17 protein-coding genes are annotated in these 20,100 nt (G+C 72.4%); 14 read left to right on the top strand and 3 right to left on the bottom strand.

Annotated features, from left to right (window positions below; genetic code table 11):
- Window positions 1-7: 7 nt before the first annotated feature.
- Window positions 8-967, top strand: a complete 960-nt coding sequence (locus AB0C03_RS04415) for an electron transfer flavoprotein subunit alpha/FixB family protein (RefSeq protein WP_030331091.1) — start codon at window positions 8-10, stop codon at window positions 965-967.
- A gap of 95 nt (window positions 968-1,062) precedes the next feature.
- Here AB0C03_RS04415 and AB0C03_RS04410 read toward each other — a convergent pair whose 3' ends face one another.
- Together AB0C03_RS04410 and AB0C03_RS04405 are read right to left on the bottom strand one after the other, a co-directional pair.
- Entirely contained in the window at window positions 1,063-1,860 is a 798-nt protein-coding gene (locus tag AB0C03_RS04410) for an anti-sigma factor (protein ID WP_357634132.1), read from the bottom strand.
- Window positions 1,814-2,416, bottom strand: a complete 603-nt coding sequence (locus AB0C03_RS04405) for an RNA polymerase sigma factor (RefSeq protein ID WP_210865191.1) — start codon at window positions 2,414-2,416, stop codon at window positions 1,814-1,816. Before AB0C03_RS04405 ends, AB0C03_RS04410 begins: the two co-directional genes overlap by 47 nt.
- A 230-nt stretch (window positions 2,417-2,646) precedes the next feature.
- Here AB0C03_RS04405 and AB0C03_RS04400 point away from each other — a divergent pair, with 230 nt between their 5' ends.
- The 7 genes from AB0C03_RS04400 (at window position 2,647) to AB0C03_RS04370 (ending at window position 9,213) form a co-directional block, all read left to right on the top strand.
- Entirely contained in the window at window positions 2,647-3,477 is an 831-nt protein-coding gene (locus tag AB0C03_RS04400) for a DUF4397 domain-containing protein (RefSeq protein ID WP_030331087.1), read from the top strand.
- Entirely contained in the window at window positions 3,474-4,133 is a 660-nt protein-coding gene (locus AB0C03_RS04395; RefSeq protein ID WP_030331086.1) for a class F sortase, read from the top strand. The genes AB0C03_RS04400 and AB0C03_RS04395 overlap by 4 nt, the downstream gene beginning before the upstream one ends.
- A gap of 107 nt (window positions 4,134-4,240) precedes the next feature.
- Window positions 4,241-5,416, top strand: coding sequence for a cysteine desulfurase family protein (locus tag AB0C03_RS04390; RefSeq protein ID WP_030331085.1), 1,176 nt, complete (start codon window positions 4,241-4,243; stop codon window positions 5,414-5,416).
- Between the two features lie 238 nt (window positions 5,417-5,654).
- Entirely contained in the window at window positions 5,655-6,728 is a 1,074-nt protein-coding gene (gene mnmA / locus AB0C03_RS04385; RefSeq protein ID WP_036412479.1) for a tRNA 2-thiouridine(34) synthase MnmA, read from the top strand.
- Between the two features lie 37 nt (window positions 6,729-6,765).
- Window positions 6,766-7,770 carry a uroporphyrinogen decarboxylase/cobalamine-independent methonine synthase family protein gene (locus AB0C03_RS04380; RefSeq protein WP_210865193.1) on the top strand — a complete coding sequence of 335 codons (1,005 nt, stop codon included), beginning with the start codon at window positions 6,766-6,768 and terminating at the stop codon, window positions 7,768-7,770.
- A 36-nt stretch (window positions 7,771-7,806) separates the two neighbouring features.
- Window positions 7,807-8,172, top strand: a complete 366-nt coding sequence (locus AB0C03_RS04375) for a VOC family protein (protein WP_357634124.1) — start codon at window positions 7,807-7,809, stop codon at window positions 8,170-8,172.
- Window positions 8,173-8,202: 30 nt separating this feature from the next.
- Window positions 8,203-9,213: an ADP-ribosylglycohydrolase family protein gene (locus AB0C03_RS04370; protein ID WP_387223004.1), complete on the top strand. Its 1,011-nt coding sequence runs from the start codon at window positions 8,203-8,205 to the stop codon at window positions 9,211-9,213.
- A gap of 198 nt (window positions 9,214-9,411) precedes the next feature.
- Here the strand turns inward: AB0C03_RS04370 and AB0C03_RS04365 are convergent, their stop codons facing one another.
- Window positions 9,412-9,948 carry a type II toxin-antitoxin system PemK/MazF family toxin gene (locus AB0C03_RS04365; protein WP_030337170.1) on the bottom strand — a complete coding sequence of 179 codons (537 nt, stop codon included), beginning with the start codon at window positions 9,946-9,948 and terminating at the stop codon, window positions 9,412-9,414.
- Window positions 9,949-10,231: 283 nt separating this feature from the next.
- Here AB0C03_RS04365 and ligA point away from each other — a divergent pair, with 283 nt between their 5' ends.
- The 6 genes from ligA to gatB all read left to right on the top strand — a co-directional run bounded on the left by ligA (window position 10,232) and on the right by gatB (window position 20,092).
- Window positions 10,232-12,367, top strand: coding sequence for an NAD-dependent DNA ligase LigA (gene ligA / locus AB0C03_RS04360; RefSeq protein WP_030337172.1), 2,136 nt, complete (start codon window positions 10,232-10,234; stop codon window positions 12,365-12,367).
- Between the two features lie 157 nt (window positions 12,368-12,524).
- Entirely contained in the window at window positions 12,525-15,131 is a 2,607-nt protein-coding gene (locus AB0C03_RS04355; protein WP_051708839.1) for a putative bifunctional diguanylate cyclase/phosphodiesterase, read from the top strand.
- Between the two features lie 144 nt (window positions 15,132-15,275).
- Entirely contained in the window at window positions 15,276-15,581 is a 306-nt protein-coding gene (gene gatC / locus AB0C03_RS04350; protein ID WP_030337175.1) for an Asp-tRNA(Asn)/Glu-tRNA(Gln) amidotransferase subunit GatC, read from the top strand.
- A 94-nt stretch (window positions 15,582-15,675) separates the two neighbouring features.
- Entirely contained in the window at window positions 15,676-17,151 is a 1,476-nt protein-coding gene (gene gatA / locus AB0C03_RS04345) for an Asp-tRNA(Asn)/Glu-tRNA(Gln) amidotransferase subunit GatA (RefSeq protein WP_030337177.1), read from the top strand.
- Between the two features lie 231 nt (window positions 17,152-17,382).
- Window positions 17,383-18,519 (top strand): Ig domain-containing protein, encoded by a 1,137-nt coding sequence (locus AB0C03_RS04340; RefSeq protein WP_030337179.1) that lies wholly within the window; start codon window positions 17,383-17,385, stop codon window positions 18,517-18,519.
- 73 nt (window positions 18,520-18,592) lie between these two features.
- The gene (gene gatB, locus AB0C03_RS04335) at window positions 18,593-20,092 is read left to right on the top strand and encodes an Asp-tRNA(Asn)/Glu-tRNA(Gln) amidotransferase subunit GatB (RefSeq protein ID WP_357634115.1); all 1,500 of its coding nucleotides are present in this window, start codon (window positions 18,593-18,595) and stop codon (window positions 20,090-20,092) included.
- Window positions 20,093-20,100: the final 8 nt, after the last annotated feature.

Here is a 20,100-nt window from a genome sequence, read left to right as displayed (position 1 = left end):
TTCTGACATGTCTGAGGTTCTCGTCGTCGTCGAAGCCACCAAGGAATTCGGCGTCAAGAAGGTCACCCTGGAAATGCTCACCCTCGCGCGTGAGCTGGGCACCCCGAGCGCCGTGGTGCTCGGCGGCGCCGGCGCCGCCGAGGCGCTGAGCGGCAAGCTGGGCGAGTACGGCGCGGAGAAGATCTACGCCGCCGAGGGTGACGAGATCGACGGCTACCTGGTGGCCCCCAAGGCGACGGTGCTGGCCGAGCTGGTCAAGCGGGTGCAACCGGCCGCCGTTCTGCTGGCCTCCGCCCAGGAGGGCAAGGAGATCGCCGCCCGGCTCGCCGTCAAGCTCGACAACGGCATCCTGACCGACGTGGTCGGCCTGGACGCCGACGGCACCGCGACGCAGATCGCCTTCGCCGGCTCCACCATCGTCAAGTCCAAGGTCACCAAGGGCCTGCCGCTGGTCACCGTCCGGCCCAACTCGGTCACCCCCGCCCCGGCGGCGGCCACTCCGGCGATCGAGCAGCTCAGCGTGTCGGTCACCGACACCGACAAGCTGGCCACCGTCGTCGAGCGGGTCGCCGAGCAGAAGGGCTCCCGCCCCGAGCTGACCGAGGCCGGCGTGGTCGTCTCCGGCGGCCGGGGCGTCGGCAACGCCGACAACTTCAAGCTGGTCGAGGAGCTTGCCGACCTGCTCGGTGGCGCGGTCGGCGCGTCCCGGGCGGCCGTCGACTCCGGCTTCTACCCGCACCAGTTCCAGGTGGGCCAGACCGGCAAGACGGTCTCCCCGCAGCTCTACATCGCCCTCGGCATCTCCGGCGCCATCCAGCACCGGGCCGGCATGCAGACCTCGAAGACCATCGTCGCCGTCAACAAGGACGGCGAGGCACCGATCTTCGAGCTGGCCGACTTCGGTGTGGTGGGCGACCTGTTCAAGATCGTCCCGCAGGCCGCGGAGGAGATCCGCAAGCGCAAGTAACTCAGCGACAACAGCAGTGGCCGCCCGTGCGAACGGGCGGCCACTGCCGTGTGGGGAGCTGATCGGCGGGCCGGGGAGCTGAGCCGGCCCACCGATCAGCCCGTCAGGGTGCCCCTCAACAGGCTGTCGCCGGAGTGGCGGGTGTTGTTGTCGTACTGCTCGGCGGAGACGTCGACCACCGAGTAGCTCTTGAGGTCGACATTCGGCGGCAGGGGAAGCAACGCATCCGAGCCGCCCCCCAGGGTGCCGACCGAGAACATCTCCATCGTCGTCGGATTGATGAGCCAAACCTCGTAGTACCCCGGGACGCTCGGGAGATTCGCCACATGCAGATGTAGTTGGCCGTCCTGGAGAACCCGCGCGTCACCAGTGGCCGCCGGGGGCGTCGCCCCGTACGCCGCCAGCGGCGCGCGCGCCACCACCGCCTGCGGCGGGGTCGGAGCCGGGTCGTCCGGGCGCAGCACGGAGGCCGTGCCCACCACACCCACCGCCGCGGCGGCGACAGCGGTCACCGCTACCGACGCCCAACGGGACCAGCCGCGGCCCCGGCGGGGCCGGTCGGTCGGAGCCAGGCGGGTGACGGTGGCGGTGCTCGGCTCGGCCGTCGTGCCGTTCGGCTGCTCGGGCAGCACGTGCTGGCGCCGGGAGTCGGTGAGCGACGGCAGTGTCTCCGCCGCTCTGACCTCCGCAACGATGCCCTGCCAGATGTGCTCCGGTGGGTCGGGCAGGTCGCCGAGACCCTGCGTCTCCGCGCCGAGGCCGGCAACCTGCTGAAGCGTCTCCATCTCCCGCCGGCAGTGCGCGCAGCTGCCGAGGTGGGTGCTCTCGCCGTTGTCCGCCTCGCTCTCACCGAGCGCCAGAAAGACCAGCCGGTCGTGGTCCAGGTGCTGCACCGTCCACCTCCCATCTGCGTTTCAAGCTCGCCATACCGCGTCGGATGTGACTCTTCACGGTGCCCAACGGCACACCTGTCATCGCCGCTATCTGCTGGTGTGTCAGGTCGTCGTAGAACGCCAACTCCAGCATGCGTCGTTGGTCGTCCGGAAGTTGGGCCAGCTCATCGGCGATGACCAGCCGGTCCACCACCCGGTCCGGGTCCGGGCCGGTCTGCGCCGGCTCGGGCAGCTGCCGGACCGTCTCCACGACCCGCGTCTCCCGGGCCGAGGCCCGCATCCGGTCGATCACCTTGCGCCGGCCGATGCCGAGCAGCCAGCCGATCAGCGACCCCTTGGCGGGATCGAAGGTGTCCCTTCCCAGCCAGGCGGCGACGAAAGTCGCCTGGGTCACGTCCTCGGCGTCGGCGCGGTTGGCCAGCATGGTGGTGGCCAGGTGCAGCACGGCACGGCCATAACGGTCGTAGGCCTCGCGCAGCGCCGCCTCGTCGCCAGCACGGAACCGGAGGGCTGTGTCGTCCACCGGGGGGTCTGGATTCTCGGGTGGCGCCGTCATCAGGCGGCTCGCCTTCGATGGGGCATACCCGACTGTAGCCGCCACAGCCCCCGCCCCACTTTCCCGGTCGATGTCATCTCACCTGCTCTTCGTCCCCCGACCCGGAAACGGATGCGGGTGACGCCGGAAAAGAAAAGTTCGTCCGGGGCGCATCCGTCCGTCGCGGAGCCGGCGTAACCCGTTCTGCAAGCCAGGCCTGACGAATCAGCAGTAATCACCAGGAGGCAGACATGCAGCTCTCGTACTTCCGTCGGGTCGCCGCCGGCGGCGCCGTCGCCGCGCTGGCCTTCGCCGGCGTCGGCGCGTTCACCGCCACCCCCGCGTACGCCGCCACGTCGAAGGTCTCCGTCGTGCACGGCATCCCGGACACCCCCGTCGACGTCTACGTCAACGGCGAGAAGACGCTCGACAACTTCAAGCCCGGCGACGTCGCCGGCCCGCTGAACCTGGAGGAGGGCGACTACGACATCGCGCTCACCAAGCCGGGCGAGCCGATCGGCAGCGCGATCCTCAAGGTCGACAACGCCGCGGTGCCGGGCGGGGCGAACATCAGCATCGCCGCGCACCTCGACGCCGCCGGCCAGCCGAAGATCACCCCGTTCGTGAACGACGTCTCGAAGGTCGACGCCGGCAAGGCCCGGCTGATCGTCCGGCACACCGCCGCCGCCCCGGCGGTCGACGTCCGCGCCGGTGGCACCCCGGTCTTCGAGGACCTCACCAACCCGAACGAGGCCAAGGGCGACGTCGACGCGGGCAACGTGAAGGCGGACGTGGTGCTGGCCGGCACCGACACCGTGGCCATCGGCCCGGCCGACCTCAACCTCAAGGAGGGCACCGCCACGATCGTCTACGCGATCGGCTCCGCCGAGGGCAAGACCCTCGACGTGGTGGCGCAGACCATCACCGGTCTGCACTCCTCCCCGGGCGGCGTGCCCAGCGGTGACGGCGGCCAGGCCGGCACCGGCGTGAACACCTGGTGGTACGCGCTGACCGGTGCCGGCGTACTCCTGCTGCTCGGTGGTGGGGTGCGGATGGCCACCGCGCGGACCGGCCGCAAGTGACGGTGCGCAACCGCGGCGCGCTGGCGGCCCTGGCCGCCGGCGTTGCCGCGCTCACCGTCGCCACCCTGGTGGCGTGCGGCTCCCAGCCGGCCGAGGACGTGGGCGCCGACGAGGCGGCCCAGCTCGCCACCGCCACCCCGTCGGCCGCCGGGACCGAGGGCCCTTCGGTCCCGGTGACCACCGGGGAGCTGCCGGCCGGGGCGGAGACCGTCAAGCCGGTCCGGCTGGCCATCCCGGCGATCGACGTCAAGGCCACGATCAACGCGGTGGGCATCAACAAGCGGACCAACGAGTTCGAGGTGCCGCCGAGCGTCGACGAGATCGGCTGGTACCGGTACGGTCCCGGCCTGGAGGCGGACGCCGGCTCGATCGTCATCGCCGGTCACGTGGACAGCGCCCAGCAGGGCAAGGGCGCGTTCTTCCGGCTGCGGGAGCTCGACCAGGGCGACACCCTGACCGCGACCGGCAGCGACGGCAAGGCCCGTGAGTACCGGGTCGTGGCCCGGGAGGAGTACGACAAGACCAAGATTCCGTTGGACCGCTACTTCGCCCGGGACGGCAAGCCGCGGCTGACCCTGATCACCTGCGGTGGGCCGTTCGACGCCAAGGCCCGCAAGTACCGCGACAACATCGTCGTCACCGCGGTGCCCGCCTGAGCGGGTACGCAGGCGACCGGCCGGGGTGGGGATCCCCACCCCGGCCGTTGCGCGGGAGGCCCCTCCGGCCTCCGCGTCCCGACCACACGGCCGTAGGCTGAACGGTGATGGCATACCTGGATCACGCGGCGACGACTCCGATGCTCGACGAGGCACTGGAGGCGTACGTCGCCACCGCCCGCGAGGTCGGCAACGCGTCCTCCCTGCACGCGGCGGGTCGCCGTGCCCGCCGCCGGGTCGAGGAGTCCCGCGAGCGGGTCGCCGCCGTTCTCGGTGCCCGGCCGTCCGAAGTGATCTTCACGGGTGGCGGGACGGAGAGCGACAACCTGGCGGTCAAGGGCATCTTCTGGGCCCGCCGGGACGCCTCCCCGGACCGTCGCCGAGTGGTCTCCAGCGCCGTCGAGCACCACGCCGTGCTGGACGCGGTCGACTGGATGGTCGAGCACGAGGGCGCCGAGGTCGGCCTGCTGCCGGTGGACGACGCCGGGCGACTGCACCCGGAGACCCTGCGCGCCGAGCTGGCCGCGTACGCCGACCGCGTCGCCGTGGTCACCGCCATGTGGGCGAACAACGAGGTGGGCACGGTTCAGCCGGTGACCGAGCTGGCCGCCGTGGCCGCCGAGTACGGTGTGCCGTTCCACACCGACGCCATCCAGGCGGTCGGTCAGGTGCCCGTCGACTTCGCCGCCAGCGGGGTCGCCGCGCTGACCGTCACCGGCCACAAGCTGGGCGGCCCGACCGGCGTGGGTGCTCTCCTGCTCGCCCGGGACGTACCGGCGACGCCGCTGCTGCACGGTGGCGGTCAGGAGCGCGACATCCGTTCCGGCACGCTGGACACGGCCGGCATCGTCGCCTTCGCCGTCGCCGTGGAGGCGGCGGTGAAGGGCCAGCAGGAGTACGCGGCCCGGGTCGCCGCGCTCCGCGACGACCTGATCGAACGGGTCCGCCGGGCGGTGCCCGAGGTGATCTACAACGGCGATCCGGCCGACCGGCTGCCCGGCAACGCGCACTTCTCCTTCCCCGGCTGCGAGGGCGACGCCCTGCTGCTGCTGCTCGACGCGCAGGGCATCGCCTGCTCGACGGGCTCGGCCTGCTCCGCCGGGGTGGCCCAGCCCTCGCACGTGCTGCTCGCGATGGGCGCCGACGACGACCGCGCCCGCTCCTCGCTGCGCTTCACCCTGGGCCACACGAGCACCCAGGCCGACATCGACGCCCTCATCGCGGCCCTCCCGGCGGCGGTCGACCGAGCCCGCCGAGCCGCCGCCCTCCGCACCCCCCGCTAACCCCCCGGCCTCGCCCCCCCCGGGCCCTCGCCCTCCCCGCCCCGCCCCTTCGCCCGCGCGATCTTGCACTTTCGGTTGTCGGTTCGCGTCTGATGTGGCATATGTCGCAGCAGAAAGTGCAAGATCGGCGCGGGCGAAGGGGCGGGGGTGACTGCGCGGGCTGGTGGGTGGGGTTTTCGGGGGTGGTGGATAGGGTTGTCGTGGGGGAACGGGTGGGGACAGGAAAGGGAGTGCGTCGGTGAGGGTTCTGGCGGCGATGTCGGGTGGGGTTGACTCGGCCGTGGCGGCGGCGCGGGCGGTGGCGGCCGGGCACGACGTGACCGGCGTGCACCTGGCGCTGGCCCGCAACCCACAGACCTATCGGACCGGGGCGCGCGGCTGCTGCACCCTGGAGGATTCCCGGGACGCCCGACGGGCGGCCGACGTGATCGGTATCCCGTTCTACGTGTGGGACATGGCCGACCGCTTCCACGAGGACGTGGTCGACGACTTCGTCGCCGAGTACGCCGCCGGTCGTACCCCGAACCCCTGCCTGCGCTGCAACGAGAAGATCAAGTTCGCGGCGGTGCTGGACCGGGCGGTGGCCCTGGGCTTCGACGCGGTGGTGACCGGGCACCACGCCCGCCTCGGTGCGGACGGGCTGCTGCGGCGCAGCGTCGACCTGGCCAAGGACCAGTCGTACGTGCTCGCCGTGCTCACCCGCGAGCAGCTCGACCGGTCGATCTTCCCGCTCGGTGACTCGACCAAGGCGCAGGTCCGCGCGGAGGCCGCCGAGCGTGGCCTGGCGGTGGCCGACAAGCCGGACTCGCACGACATCTGCTTCATCGCCGACGGGGACACCCGCGGCTTCCTGGCCGGTCGCCTCGGTGAGGCGCCCGGCGACGTGGTGGACGCCACCACCGGCGCCGTCGTCGGCAGCCACAGCGGCGCGTACGCGTACACGGTGGGGCAGCGTCGCGGGCTGCACCTGGACCGGCCCGCCCCGGACGGCCGACCGCGCTACGTGCTCTCCATCACCCCGAAGACCAACACGGTGACGGTCGGGCCGGCCGAGGCGCTGGAGGTGTCCGACGTGCACGCCGTCCGTCCGGTCTGGACCGGCGGCGCGCGTCCGGACGCGCCGGTCGAGTGCGAGGTGCAGTTGCGCGCGCACGGCGACGTGGTGCCGGCGACCGTCGCCCTCGACGGTGACCGGCTGCACGCCGAGCTGCGCCGACCGGTACGCGGCGTCGCCGCCGGTCAGGCCGTGGTGGCGTACCGGCCGGACCCGGCCGGCGACGTGGTCCTCGGCTCCGCGACCATCACCGGCTGACCGCACGGCCTGGGCGTTCGCGGGATAGCCTTCGCCCGTGACAGATCAGGCGTGGCAATGGCCGGCCGGCGCGGCAACCGGAATTGGTTCGCTGCCCGGCACCGACATCGGCGAGGCTCAGCGGGTGGTCCTCGGTGAGCTTCCCGAGCTGCCCCACCTGCCCGAGTTGCCGGCCCGTGGCCCCGGAGCGGACATGATCGGCCGATCCGCCGGGCTGCTCGTCGAGCTGCCCGTCGAGGTGTACGCGGGGCGGTGGCGGGTCGCCCCACGCCCGGGCCGCGACCTGCGCCGGGCCCGTGACCTGATGGAACGCGACCTGGACCAGCTCGCCGAGCAGGCCGAGGGGTACGCCGGGCCGCTCAAGGTGCAGGCCGCCGGCCCGCTCACGCTGGCCGCCTCCCTGGAGCTGCCGATCGGTGGCCGGCTGTTGCGCGATCCCGGCGCGGTCCGCGACCTCACCGGCTCCCTCGCCGAGGGGCTGCGCGCGCACGTCGCGGCGGTCGCCCGCCGGCTGCCCCAGGCGTCGGTGCTGCTGCAACTGGACGAACCGTCACTGCCGACCGTGCTGGCCGGCCGGGTGCCGACCGAGAGTGGGTTGGGCGCGTACCGGGCGGTCGAGTCGGTGGACGCCGCCGCCCTGCTGCGCACCGTCGTCGAGGCGGTCGGCGTGCCGACGCTGGTGCACAGCTGCGCCCCGGACGTGCCGTTGGAGCTGATCCGCTCGACCGGTGCCGTCGCTGTCGCCCTCGACCTGGACCTGGTCACCGACCTCGACCCGCTGGGCGAGGCACTCGACGCAGGCCTCGGGTTGTTGGCCGGGGCCGCGCCGACCCGGCCGCCGTCGGGCGGTGGCGCGCCGACCTCCGCCCAGATCGCCGACCGGGTACGCCAACTCTGGGACCGCCTCGGTTTTCCCCGTCGGCAACTCGCCGAGCAGGTGGTGGTCACCCCGGCCTGTGGCCTCGCCGGCGCGACCCCGCAGTACGCCCGGGCCGTGCTCGCCGCGTGCCGGGACGCCGGCCGGCGCCTCGCCGAAGCCTGAGGTTTCCTGTCGTACCGGCTGGGCAGGATGACGGTCATGATTGGACAGCTGCGTTCAGTGGTGCTCGACTGCCCGGATCCGCGGGCGTTGGCGACGTTCTACTCCGAGCTGCTCGGCATCCCCTTCGCCGAGGGTGACGCCGAAGACGACTGGGTGGTGCTGGGCGGTCCGCCCGGTCACCAGCCACGTCTCGCCTTCCAACAGGCGCTCAACCTGCGGTCGCCGGCCTGGCCGGACCCGGAGCGCCCACAACAGTTCCACCTCGACGTGACGGTGGACGACATCGAGGCCGCCGAGAAGGCGGCGCTGGCGCTCGGGGCCCGACGGCTGCCGGGTGAGGGCGAGGGGTTCCGGGTCTACGCCGACCCGGTCGGCCACCCGTTCTGCCTCTGCTGGGACTGAGCCCGCGGTGGGTTGCGGCGGCCGGGCATGATGGCCGCCGTGATCCACACCTCCGCGCTGCGCGCCTCCGGCTCCCTGTTTGGCCTCGCCTACGGTGACGCGTTGGGCAAGCCGACCGAGTTCCTGACCGTCGCCGAGATCCAGCGCCGGTACGGCCCGGCCGGCCCGCGTGAGCTGTCCGGCGAGCCGGCGCTGGTCACCGACGACACCCAGATGGCGCTGGCGGTGGGTTGGGCGCTGCACGAGACGCCGTCGTTCACGCCGGAGGCGGTGCAGCCACTGCTGCGGCGGCGCTTCCTGACCTGGGCGGTCAGCCCGGACAACAACCGTGCCCCGGGCATGACCTGCCTGCGCGCCTGCGCCGAGCTGAGCCGTGGGACGCGCTGGCAGGAGGCGACAGTGGTCGGTTCGAAGGGTTGCGGGGCCAACATGCGGGTCACCCCGGTCGGGTTGCTCGACACGGACCTCGACACGCTCGCCGGGTTGGCCCAGTTGCAGGCGGGGCTGACCCACGGCCACCCGACCGGGCTGGCCGCCAGCGAACTCACCGCGTACGCGGTCTTCGCGCTGCGTACCGGCGTCCCGCTGGCCGAGCTTCCCGGGGTGCTCACCGAGCGGGCGCTGTCGCAGCGCCTGGTCTACCGGGAGCGGTGGCTGGGAGACCTCTGGCAGCGCGCCGGTTCCGACACTCCTGAGGAGTTCATCGCCCAGGGCTGGGACGACTGCCTGGCAGTGCTGCGCCGACTGACCACCGCCCTGGCCGAGCCGGACGACGGCGCCGACCCGTGTCGGGCCACCGGCGAGGGCTGGGTGGCCGAGGAGGCGCTGGCAACCGCGCTGCTCTGCGCCGTACGGCACGCCGACGATCCGGTTTCGGCGCTGGCCCGGGGGGCGACCACCGCCGGCGACTCCGACTCGATCGCCGCCCTCGCCGGCGCCTTCCTGGGCGCGGCCGTCGGCATGAGCGCCTGGCCGCGCGAGTGGGCCGACCGCATCGAGTACGCGGACCAGCTCGCCACCCTGGGCGCAGCCTGGGACTGACCCCACTCGGCCTCGGCCTGGTCTGGGCCTCGGCCTGGCTTGGTCTGGGCCTCGGTCTGGTCTGCCTGGCGTGGTTCATCGGCTTGATCGACTCGGGGTTCTGAAAACCGGGGCATCCGAGGCCTCGGGACACCGCGACTTTCAGGAACCCGAGTCGATCATGGCCGGCGGCCGCGCCGCAGGGGCGGTCGAGAGGCGTCAGGTGGTGGGCAGGTGGCGCAGGCTGCGCACCTTCCGCCACAGGTCGGCGTCGCAGCGGCCGGCGTGGTCGGCGAAGGCGGCCGCGTTGAGTCGGATCGGCTCGGTGAGGCTGAGGTAGCTGTCGTGCTCCGCGCCGGGGTCCCAGTCCCGGGTGGGAATCCGGACGTGGTCGTCCCGGTCGCTCTTGTCCTGGCTGGTGATCTTCAGGACGTCGGCGCCCTTGGAGTCCGCGCGCAGCACCAGGCACGGGCGTACCTTCGACCCGCTGCCGTCGGCGTACGGGACGTCGGCCCACCAGATCTCACCGGGCGCGGGGGTGTCGTCGTGCCGGTCGGCGTCGCGGCGGCGGGACGGGGTGGACGGGCGCTCGCCGCCCCGGGGGCGTGGCGGGCTGGGACGACGCCCGCCGGTGCTGGCCCGACCCGGCCGGGCGCCCGGACGTCGGTTGGTCACCCGGTGCCGCCAACTGTTCCACGCCCAGCCGGCGGCCACCGCCAGCAGGATCGCCACCGCCCAGAGCAGTGCCTCGGGCATCCGTACCTCCGCCTCCCGGCGACCCGCCGGTCGCACCGTCCGGCGATCCTTGCACGTCGTGGCCCGTGCCGCCCGCCAACCACACCGCGGCTGCCCGATCACCCCGCGCCTCACCTGATCATCTGGTGGTGGGTGGTCGGGCGGTTCGTCGACACCCACCGGGCATCCCGGCTGAGGGCGACGTCGCTCCCGGCGCGGGCGGGCGACGGATTGTCCCACCGGCCCGATACCGTGCCGGAGTAGCGTGATCAGGGAGGTCGCAGGCGTGTCCGAAGGTGGCGGTGTGTCCGAGGAGCAGATCGGTCAGCAGGTCAGCGCGGCGCAGGAGGCAGCGGCCGGGGCCGAGCCGACGCCGCAGGCCCGGGAACGGCATGCCGCCCTCAGCCAGGAGCTGACCGAGCACCAGTACCGCTACTACGTCCTGGACGCGCCGACCATCCCCGACGCCGACTTCGACAGGCAGTTGCGCGAGCTGGAGGCGCTGGAGGCCCAGTTCCCGGCGCTGCGGACGCCCGACTCGCCGACCCAACGGGTGGGCGGCACGTTCTCCACCGACTTCACCCCGGTCACCCACGCCGAACGGATGCTGTCGCTCGACAACGCCTTCGCCGACGAGGAGTTGGCGGCCTGGGCCGAGCGGGTCGAACGGGACGCGGGCGGCCCGGTGCCCTACCTGTGCGAGCTGAAGGTCGACGGGTTGGCGATCAACCTGACCTACGAGAAGGGTCGACTGGTCCGGGCCGCCACCCGCGGCGACGGGCGCACCGGTGAGGACGTCACCGCCAACGTGCGCAGCATCCGGGACGTGCCCAGCCAGCTCACCCCGTCCGCCGAATTCCCGGACGTTCCCGAGCTGGTGGAGGTCCGGGGCGAGATCTACTTCCCGATCGCCGCGTTCGCCGATCTCAACGCGGGTCTGGTGGAACAGGGCAAGGCACCCTTCGCCAACCCGCGCAACGCCGCCGCCGGCAGCCTCCGGCAGAAGGATCCACGGATCACCGCCACCCGGCCACTGCGCCTGGTGGTGCACGGCATCGGCGCCCGCCGGGGCTTCCAGCCCACGGCGCAGTCCGAGTCGTACGCCGCGCTCAAGTCCTGGGGGTTGCCCACCAGCGACCGGTGGCGGGTCGTCCCCGACCTGGCCGGTGTCGCCGAGTTCATCGCCTACTACGCCGAGCACCGGCACGATGTCGAGCACGAGATCGACGGGGTGGTGGTCAAGGTCGACCCGGTCTCCATCCAGGGCCGGCTCGGCTCGACCAGTCGCGCGCCACGGTGGGCGATCGCCTTCAAGTACCCGCCGGAGGAGGTCACCACCAAGCTGCTCGACATCGACGTGAACGTGGGGCGCACCGGCCGGGTCACTCCGTTCGCCGTGCTCGAGCCGGTGCGCGTGGCCGGTTCCACAGTCGCGCTCGCCACCCTGCACAACGCCCGTGAGGTGGAGCGCAAGGGTGTGCTGATCGGCGACACGGTGGTGCTGCGCAAGGCCGGCGACGTGATTCCCGAGGTGCTCGGCCCGGTGGTCGACCTGCGGCCCGTCGACGCCCGGCCGTTCGTCATGCCGACCAGTTGCCCCGCCTGCGGCACCCCGCTCGCGCCGTCGAAGGAGGGCGACGTCGACATCCGCTGCCCCAACACCCGCAGCTGCCCGGCGCAGTTGCGGGAGCGGGTGTTCCACCTCGCCGGCCGGGGCGCGTTCGACATCGAGGTGCTCGGCTACAAGGGTGCGGCGGCCCTCCTCGACGCGGAGATCATCAGCGACGAGGGCGACCTGTTCCAGCTCGACGCCGAGCAGCTGTCCCGGTCGCCGTTCTTCGTCAACAAGGACGGCAGCCTGGGCAGCAACGCCACCAAGCTGTTGGACAATCTCGCGGTCGCCCGGGAACGGGACCTCTGGCGGGTGCTGGTGGCGCTCTCCATCCGGCACGTCGGCCCGACGGCGGCCCAGGCGCTCGCCCGGCACTTCCGTTCCATGGACGCCATCGACGCGGCCTCGGAGGAGGAGTTGTCCTCCGTCGACGGGGTCGGTCCGACCATCGCGGCCAGCATCCGGGAGTGGTTCGCGGTGGACTGGCACCGCGAGGTGGTCCGCAAGTGGGCCGAGGCCGGCGTACGGATGGCCGAGGAGGCGGTCGACGAGGGTCCGCGCCCGCTGGAAGGGCTGACGGTGGTGGTGACCGGCACCCTCGCCGGGTTCTCGCGCGATCAGGCCGCCGAGGCCGTGCAGAGCCGGGGCGGCAAGGTCAGCGGGTCCGTCTCCAAGAAGACGAGCTTCGTGGTGGTGGGGGACAACCCCGGCTCGAAGGCCGACAAGGCCGCCAGCCTCAAGGTGCCGGTGCTCGACGAGGACGGGTTCCGGCTCCTGCTGGACGCGGGCCCGGACGCCGCGCGGGACGTCGCTCAGCTGGGCGGTTGACCCCGCCGACGGCTGGCGACGGCGACTGGCCGCGTATACCAACTTAATTACGACTACGACCGATTCGTGACTGTCATACCGGGAAACTGGGGGCCGAGGGCGTTTCATTGGGTCACGGCGTGCGCACCGGCACGCCAATGGTCGGTCGGGAGGTGTGGTGGAGGTCGCCGACCCACGCAACTCGCTTCCTGCGGGACGGGTCGCACCGTTCGCCGCCTTCGTCGCCAGCATCCTGGCGGTCGCCGCGCTGACCGCCGCCGTTCCACTCGCGACGCTCCCCGACGACCTGCCCCGGCTGCCGGTGGCGTTCTGGACGATGGCCGCGCTCGCCGTGGTCTGCGACGCGCGCCCGTTCGTGCCACCGGGGCGCCGGCAGACGTCGGCGGTGTTCCCGTCCACCTGCTTCACCTTCGCGATCCTGCTCGGCTGGGGTCTCGGCCCGGCGGTGGTGGTGCAGGCGGTGGGGGTGGTCGTCTCGGGTTGGCGGATGCGGCACGCCGCGTGGCGTACGGCGTTCAACGTCGGCCAGTACGCCTGCGCCCTCGCCGCCGCGTACGGGGTGATCCAACTCGGGTCGGGCACGATCTTTTCCGGGGGGCGGTTGCACTGGACCGACGTGGCCGTTGTCGGCGGCGCCGCGCTGGTCTGGTTCGTCGTCAACTACGGGTTGGTCAGCTGGGCGGTGCGGCTGCGTTTCGGCGATCGCTGGTGGCCCACCGTCCGTCAGGGCCTCGGCTTCGAGCTGCTCTCCACCGGCTCGCTGCTGCTGCTCGCCCCGGTGCTGGTCGCCGCGGCGCGGGTCAGTGCCGCGCTGATTCCGCTGGTGCTGGTGCCGCTCTTCGCCGTCTACCGGATGGCGCGGCTGACCAACGAGCAGCAGCACCTCGCCGCCGCCGACCCGCTGACCGGGCTGCCCAACCGCAAGGCCCTGCTCGCCGAGGTGGCGGAGCAGGTGCACGTGCACGCCGAGCGGACCGCCCGCGGTGAACCCGACGGGCAGTTGGCGCTGCTGCTGCTCGACCTGGACCGCTTCAAGAACGTCAACGACGCCCTCGGGCACGCCGTGGGTGACCGGCTGCTGGTCGAGGTCAGCGCCCGGCTCACCGACGTGCAGCCCCGGCCGCAGATGATCGCCCGGCTCGGCGGTGACGAGTTCGCCATCGTGATGACCGGGCTGAGCGACGTCGGTCAGGCGCGGGAGTTGGCCGACCGGGTCGTCCAGGCGCTGGCCGAGCCGGTGCCGCTCGACGGACTGCCGTTGGACGTGGGCGGGTCGATCGGGATCGCCCTCTTCCCCGAGCACGGCGAGGACTTCGCCACCCTGATGCGCCACGCCGACGTGGCGATGTACGACGCCAAACACCGCAACGACACGGTGGCCGTGTACGCCCCGGAGTCCGACCACAACTCCGCCGAGCGGCTCGGCCTCCTCGCCGACCTGCGCCGCGTGCTGGAGGTCAGCCCGTCGGCCGAGACGCCGGTCGACACCGAGCCGCCGGTCGCCGAGCCGGCTGTCGACGCCGAGCCGCCGGTCGACCCCGAGCCGGCTGTCGACGTACCAGTTGTCGCGACGGCGGAGGTGCGCGGCGGTGACGGGGCGGCGCTGCCCAGCGCGGCGGCGACCCGGCCCGCGTCAGCCGCGGACCCGGCGGTCGTCACGGCAACGCGGCACGGTGGTCGGTGGTGGGTACGCCGTCGACGCGCCGACGCCGAGCCGCTGCACTCCGACGAGCTGATCAACCAGATCGCCACCGGTGCCGACCCGATCCGGGGCCGCAACGCCCGGGCCACCGTCGACGGCACCCGTTCGGGCTCGGTCCGGGAGCGGCGCGCCGGGGGTGGGAACGGCCGTCGGTCCCCGAACGGGAGCGCGGTGGGCAGGGGACGTGGCGGGGCGCGCCGGGACGCCGGGCCGGGTACGCCCGGTCAGCCGCTCGAACCGACCGGGTGGGCGCACGCCGACGACGAACCGGCCGACGACGCCGGGGAAATCACCATGTACTACCAGCCGCAGATCGCCATCGCGACAGGTGAGGTGGTCGGGGTCGAGGCCCTGCTGCGGTGGCGACACCCCCGACGGGGCATGGTCGACCCGGAGGAACTCATCCGGGTCGCCGAGCAGAGCGCCGTGATGCGACTGCTGACCCGTCGGGTCGTCGACGACGTGGTGGAGCAGCTCGCCAAGTGGTCGGCGGCCGGCATCGGCCTGCGTGCGGCGCTGAACGTGAGCGTGCGCGACCTGCACACCGGCGAGATCGCCGATCAGATCGCCGACCGGCTGGCCCGCTACGGGGTGCCGGCCGAGCGGTTGCAGGTCGAGATCACCGAGGGCGCGTTGATGGCCGACCCGCGCCGGGTGCTGGCCACCATCTCCCAGCTGCACCGGATCGGGGTGGCCATCTCGCTGGACGACTTCGGCACCGGCTACTCCTCGCTGCAGCATCTGCGCCGCCTGCCGCTGTCCGAGGTGAAGGTGGACCGGTCGTTCGTCCTCGGCATGGCCGACGACGCCGACGACGCGGCGATCGTCCGGTCGATGATCGAGCTGGCCGGCGCGCTGGGGTTGCGGGTGGTCGCCGAGGGTGTCGAGGACGAGCGGACCTGGCGGATGCTGCACACCGCCGGCTGCGACGCCGCCCAGGGCTGGTTCTACGCCCGGCCGATGCCGGCCGAGGAGTTGGTCATCTGGCTGGCCCGGTACCGGCCGGTCCGCCCGACCGGCGGGCACCCGCAGCCCGACGTCGCCCGCCGCCCCACCCGCTGACCCGGCACGAGGTCGGGGGAGGGGGAGTCGGGGACGCGGCACCGGAGCGGAACAATAGACTCGCTGCGGTCACCGCGTGTCACGCTCCACCTGTCGCGCGGCCGGCACACCGCCCGACCAGCAGGAATTCAGAAGGGGGCACGGATGGCCGCCATCTCCCGCGAGGAGGTCGCGCACCTGGCGCGCCTGTCGCGGCTCGCCGTCACCGAGGAGGAGCTGGACATGTTCGCCGGCCAGCTCGACGTGATCCTCCAGGCGGTCGCCCAGGTCGGCGAGGTCGCCGCCGCGGACATCCCGCCGACCTCGCACTCGGTGCCGCTGACCAACATCTTCCGCGAGGACGTCGTCACGCCGTGTCTGACCCCGGAGGAAGCGCTGTCGGGCGCGCCCGACGCCGAGGACCAGCGGTTCCGCGTACCGCGGATCCTGAGCGAGGACGTGGCCTCATGAGCGAGCGGCAGCGAGCGAATAGTCGGTGCAGCGCCGTGGTGCCTCATGGCGTCGCGGAGCGGAGCGGAGTGACGGCATGAGCGAGATGACCGGCATGAGCGACTTCACCAGAATGACCGCGACGGAGATCGCGAGCCTGGTCGCCGGGGGCGAGACCTCCGCTGTCGAGGTGACCCAGGCGCACCTGGACCGGATCGCCGCGGTCGACGACCGGGTGCACGCCTTCCTGCACGTGGACACCGAGGGTGCGCTCGCCGCGGCCCGCGCGGTGGACGAGCGTCGGGCCGCCGGCGAGGTGTTGGGCCCGCTCGCGGGTGTGCCGGTCGCGGTCAAGGACGTGCTCGCCACCCGGGGCGTGCCGACCACCGTGGGGTCGAAGATCCTGGAGGGCTGGCGCCCGCCGTACGACGCGACGATCGTGCAGCGGCTGCGCGAGGCCGGCACGGTGATGCTCGGCAAGACCAACATGGACGAGTTCGCGATGGGTTCCTCCACCGAGTACTCGGCGTACGGCCCGACGCACAACCCGTGGGACCTGAGCCGGATCCCGGGTGGCTCGGGTGGTGGTAGCGCCGCCGCGCTGGCCGCGTACGAGGCGCCGCTGGCGATCGGCTCGGACACCGGCGGCTCGATCCGTCAGCCCGGCGCGGTCACCGGCACGGTGGGTGCCAAGCCCACCTACGGCGGCACCTCCCGCTACGGGTTGGTGGCCTTCTCGTCGTCGCTGGACACCCCCGGCCCGTGTGCCCGCAACGTGCTCGACGCGGCCCTGCTGCACCAGGTGATCGGTGGGCACGACCCGATGGACTCGACGTCGATCCCGCAGCCCGTGCCGGACGTGGTGGCGGCGGCGAGGCTCGGCGCGACCGGTGACCTGACCGGTGTGCGGCTCGGCATCGTGAGCGAGTTCGTCGGCGAGGGCGCCGAGCCGGGTGTGATGGCGGCGTTCCGCGAGTCGGTGGACGCGCTGACCAAGATGGGCGCCGATGTCGTCGAGGTGTCCTGCCCGACGTTCGCGTACGCGCTGCCGGCGTACTACCTGATCGCCCCGAGCGAGTGCTCCTCCAACCTGGCCCGGTTCGACGGTGTCCGGTTCGGCCTGCGGGTCGGCGACGACGGCAACCGGTCGCTGGAGGAGGTCATGTCGCTGACCCGGGAGGCCGGCTTCGGCCCGGAGGTCAAGCGCCGCATCATGATCGGCACGTACGCGCTGTCGTCGGGTTACTACGACGCGTACTACGGGCAGGCGCAGAAGGTCCGGACGCTGATCACCCGGGACTTCAACGCCGCGTTCGAGCGGGTCGACGCGCTGATCTCGCCGACCACCCCGTCGGTGGCGTTCCCGATGGGCGCGCGGACCGCCGACCCGTACCAGATGTACCTGGCCGACCTGTACACCATCCCGACGAACCTGTACGGCGGGCCGGGCATCTCGGTGCCGTGCGGGCTCTCCGAGGGGCTGCCGGTCGGTTTGCAGGTGATGGCCCCGACGATGGCCGACGACCGGATGTACCGGGTCGCCGCCGCGTTGGAGTCCGCCGTCGGCACGTTCACCCCGCCGGCCCTCTGACCCGCCGGTACGGGGGCGGGTCGCCCGCCGTCGTACCGGAAGTCGTCACGCGCCCGGTGCGGTCACCACGACCGCGCCGGGCGCGGCTGTCGTCGCGGCGACACGACGATCTCCGATCAGGGGATGGACCGCGTTCAGTGGCACTGGTCGAATAAGCTCCGAGTCTGTTGGATCGACGAACTCTGGTCCGCTGGCGGCCGCGAGCGGCTCCGATCAAGACCTGGATGTGCGATGGGGACGCTTCGCCCGGTCATGGCCCTGACGATGGTTGTCGCGATGCTGCTGGGTGCCGCGCAACCAGCCACCGCCGCCGACACCGTCACCATCACCTCGGGCAAGCCCCGGTCGGTCATGTACCTCGGGCAGGTGTACGCGATCCACACCGTGGAGGCGACCGGCGGCACCGGGCCGTACGCGCTGTCGGTGGTGTCGGGCAGCCTGCCGCCGGGGATGTTGGTGGTGGGCACGGCGCTGGGGGGCGCGCCGACCACGCCGGGCACCTTCCCGTTCCGGCTGCGGATGACCGACAAGAACGGTCTCTTCGGCGAGCAGGCGGCGACGATCGAGGTACGCCAACAGAAGGTCGTCATCACCTCGGGCAAGCCCCGGTCACCCATGTACATCGGGCAGGTGTACGCGATCCACACCGTGGAGGCGACCGGCGGCACCGGGCCGTACGCGCTGTCGGTGGTGTCGGGCAGCCTGCCGCCGGGCATGCTGGTGGTGGGCACGTCGCTCGGGGGCGCGCCGACCACGCCGGGCACCTACCCGTTCACGCTGCGGATGACCGACAAGAACAAGCTCTTCGACGAGCAGGCCGCCACCATCGTGGTCGCCACGGCCGCTGCCACCTTCACCTCCGGCGACCCGCCCGCCGGCACCGTGGGGCGGTCCTACTCCTTCCGGTTCACCGCCGACGGTGATTCGGACATCGCGTTCGCCCTGGCCGCTGGGGCCCTGCCGGGCGGTCTCACCCTCGACAAGTTGGGTCGGCTGAGCGGCGTTCCCGGCAGCGCCGGCACGTTCACCTTCACGGTCCAGGCGACGGGTCGCAGCACCAGTGCCACGAGGGACGTGTCACTGGTCGTCGCCCCGGCGTCCCCGGGCACCCCCACGGCGACCCCGACCGGCCCGACGGCCACCCCGACCCCGACGGCATCGACCGATCCGGCCGCCTCGCCATCGGAGAGCGACCCGGCGACGTCCCAGCCGTCGCCCGCGCCGTCGAGGTCGAAGGGTGGCTGGTTGCCGCTCACCGGAGCGGGCTCGCCCCTCGTGCTGCTGCTGATGGGCGTCCTGGCGTTCTCCGTCGGTGGCATTCTGCTCGTGCTGGCCTACCAGCGTCGGCGCTTCACCACACCCGAGTGACGCCCGGCAGCGGGGTGGCCGGACCAGCCGATTAGGCTGGAACGGTTCTGTCCGGATCGCTCCTGGAGCTCAGATGACGACGACACTGCCCGCGTACGACGAGGTCGTTGCGCGCTTCGAACCGGTGATCGGCCTGGAGACCCATGTCGAGCTGGGCACGAACACCAAGATGTTCTGTGGGTGCCCGACCGACTTCGGTGGCGAGCCCAACACCCGGGTCTGCCCGGTTTGCCTGGGGCTGCCCGGCTCGCTGCCGGTGGCCAACAAGGCGGCCATCGAGGCGATCATCCGGATCGGTCTCGCGTTGAACTGCTCGATCGCCGAGTGGTGCCGGTTCGCCCGGAAGAACTACTTCTACCCGGACATGCCGAAGAACTTCCAGATCAGCCAGTACGACGAGCCGATCTGTGTCGACGGTTACCTGGACGTCGAGGTGGGCGGCGAGACGGTGCGGATCGAGATCGAGCGGGTGCACCTCGAGGAGGACACCGGCAAGACGCTGCACGTCGGCGGTGCCACCGGCCGCATCCACGGCGCGACGGAGTCGCTTGTCGACTACAACCGGGCCGGCATCCCGCTCGTCGAGATCGTCACCAAGCCGATCACCGGCACCGGTGCGCTCGCCCCCGAGGTGGCCAAGGCGTACGTCGCCGAGCTGCGCGACGTGATCCGCACCCTCGGCGTCTCCGACGTGCGGATGGAGGAGGGTTCGCTGCGCTGTGACGTGAACACCTCGCTGAACCTGCCGGGCGCGGAGTGGGGCACCCGTACCGAGACGAAGAACGTCAACTCGCTGCGGTCGGTGGAGCGGGCGGTCCGCTCGGAGATGCTGCGGCAGGCGTCGGTGCTGGACGTGGGCGGCCGGATCACCCAGGAGACGCGCCACTTCCACGAGGACACCGGTGACACCACCCCGGGTCGCTCGAAGGAGACGGCGACCGACTACCGGTACTTCCCGGAGCCGGATCTGGTGCCGATCGCACCGGACCCGGCCTGGGTGGCCGAGCTGAAGGCCGCCCTGCCGGAGCTGCCCCGGGTGCACCGGCGTCGGCTCCAGGAGCAGTGGGGTCTGTCGGACCTGGACATGCAGTCGGTGTTGAACGCCGGCGCCGTCGAGCTGATCGAGGCCACCGTGGCCGCCGGCACCACCCCGGCGGCGGCCCGCAAGTGGTGGCTGGGTGAGCTGTCGCGTCGGGCCAACGAGAGCGGCGTGGAGCTGGCCGAGATCGGTGCCACCCCCGCCCAGGTCGCCGAGCTGCAGGGGCTGGTCGACGCCGGCAAGCTCAACGACAAGATGGCCCGCACGGTGTTGGAGGGTGTGGTCGACGGTGAGGGCTCGCCCACCGAGATCATGACCAGCCGTGGCCTGGAAGTCGTCTCGGACACCGGCGCGCTCACCGCCGCCGTGGACGAGGCGATCGCCGCTAACCCCGCCATCGCCGACAAGATCCGCAGTGGCAAGGTCGCGGCGGTCGGCGCGCTGGTCGGCGCGGTCATGAAGACCACCCGCGGGCAGGCCGACGCGAAGACCCTGCGGGAGCTGATCCTGGAGCGCCTCGGCGTCCAGGGCTGAGACTCACC

Origin of the sequence: Micromonospora parva (assembly GCF_040649675.1) — a bacterium.
Taxonomy (GTDB): Bacteria; Actinomycetota; Actinomycetes; order Mycobacteriales; family Micromonosporaceae; genus Micromonospora; species Micromonospora parva.
The sequence above is the reverse complement of the archived record's forward strand: the minus strand, read 5'-3'. Positions and strand labels throughout refer to the sequence as shown.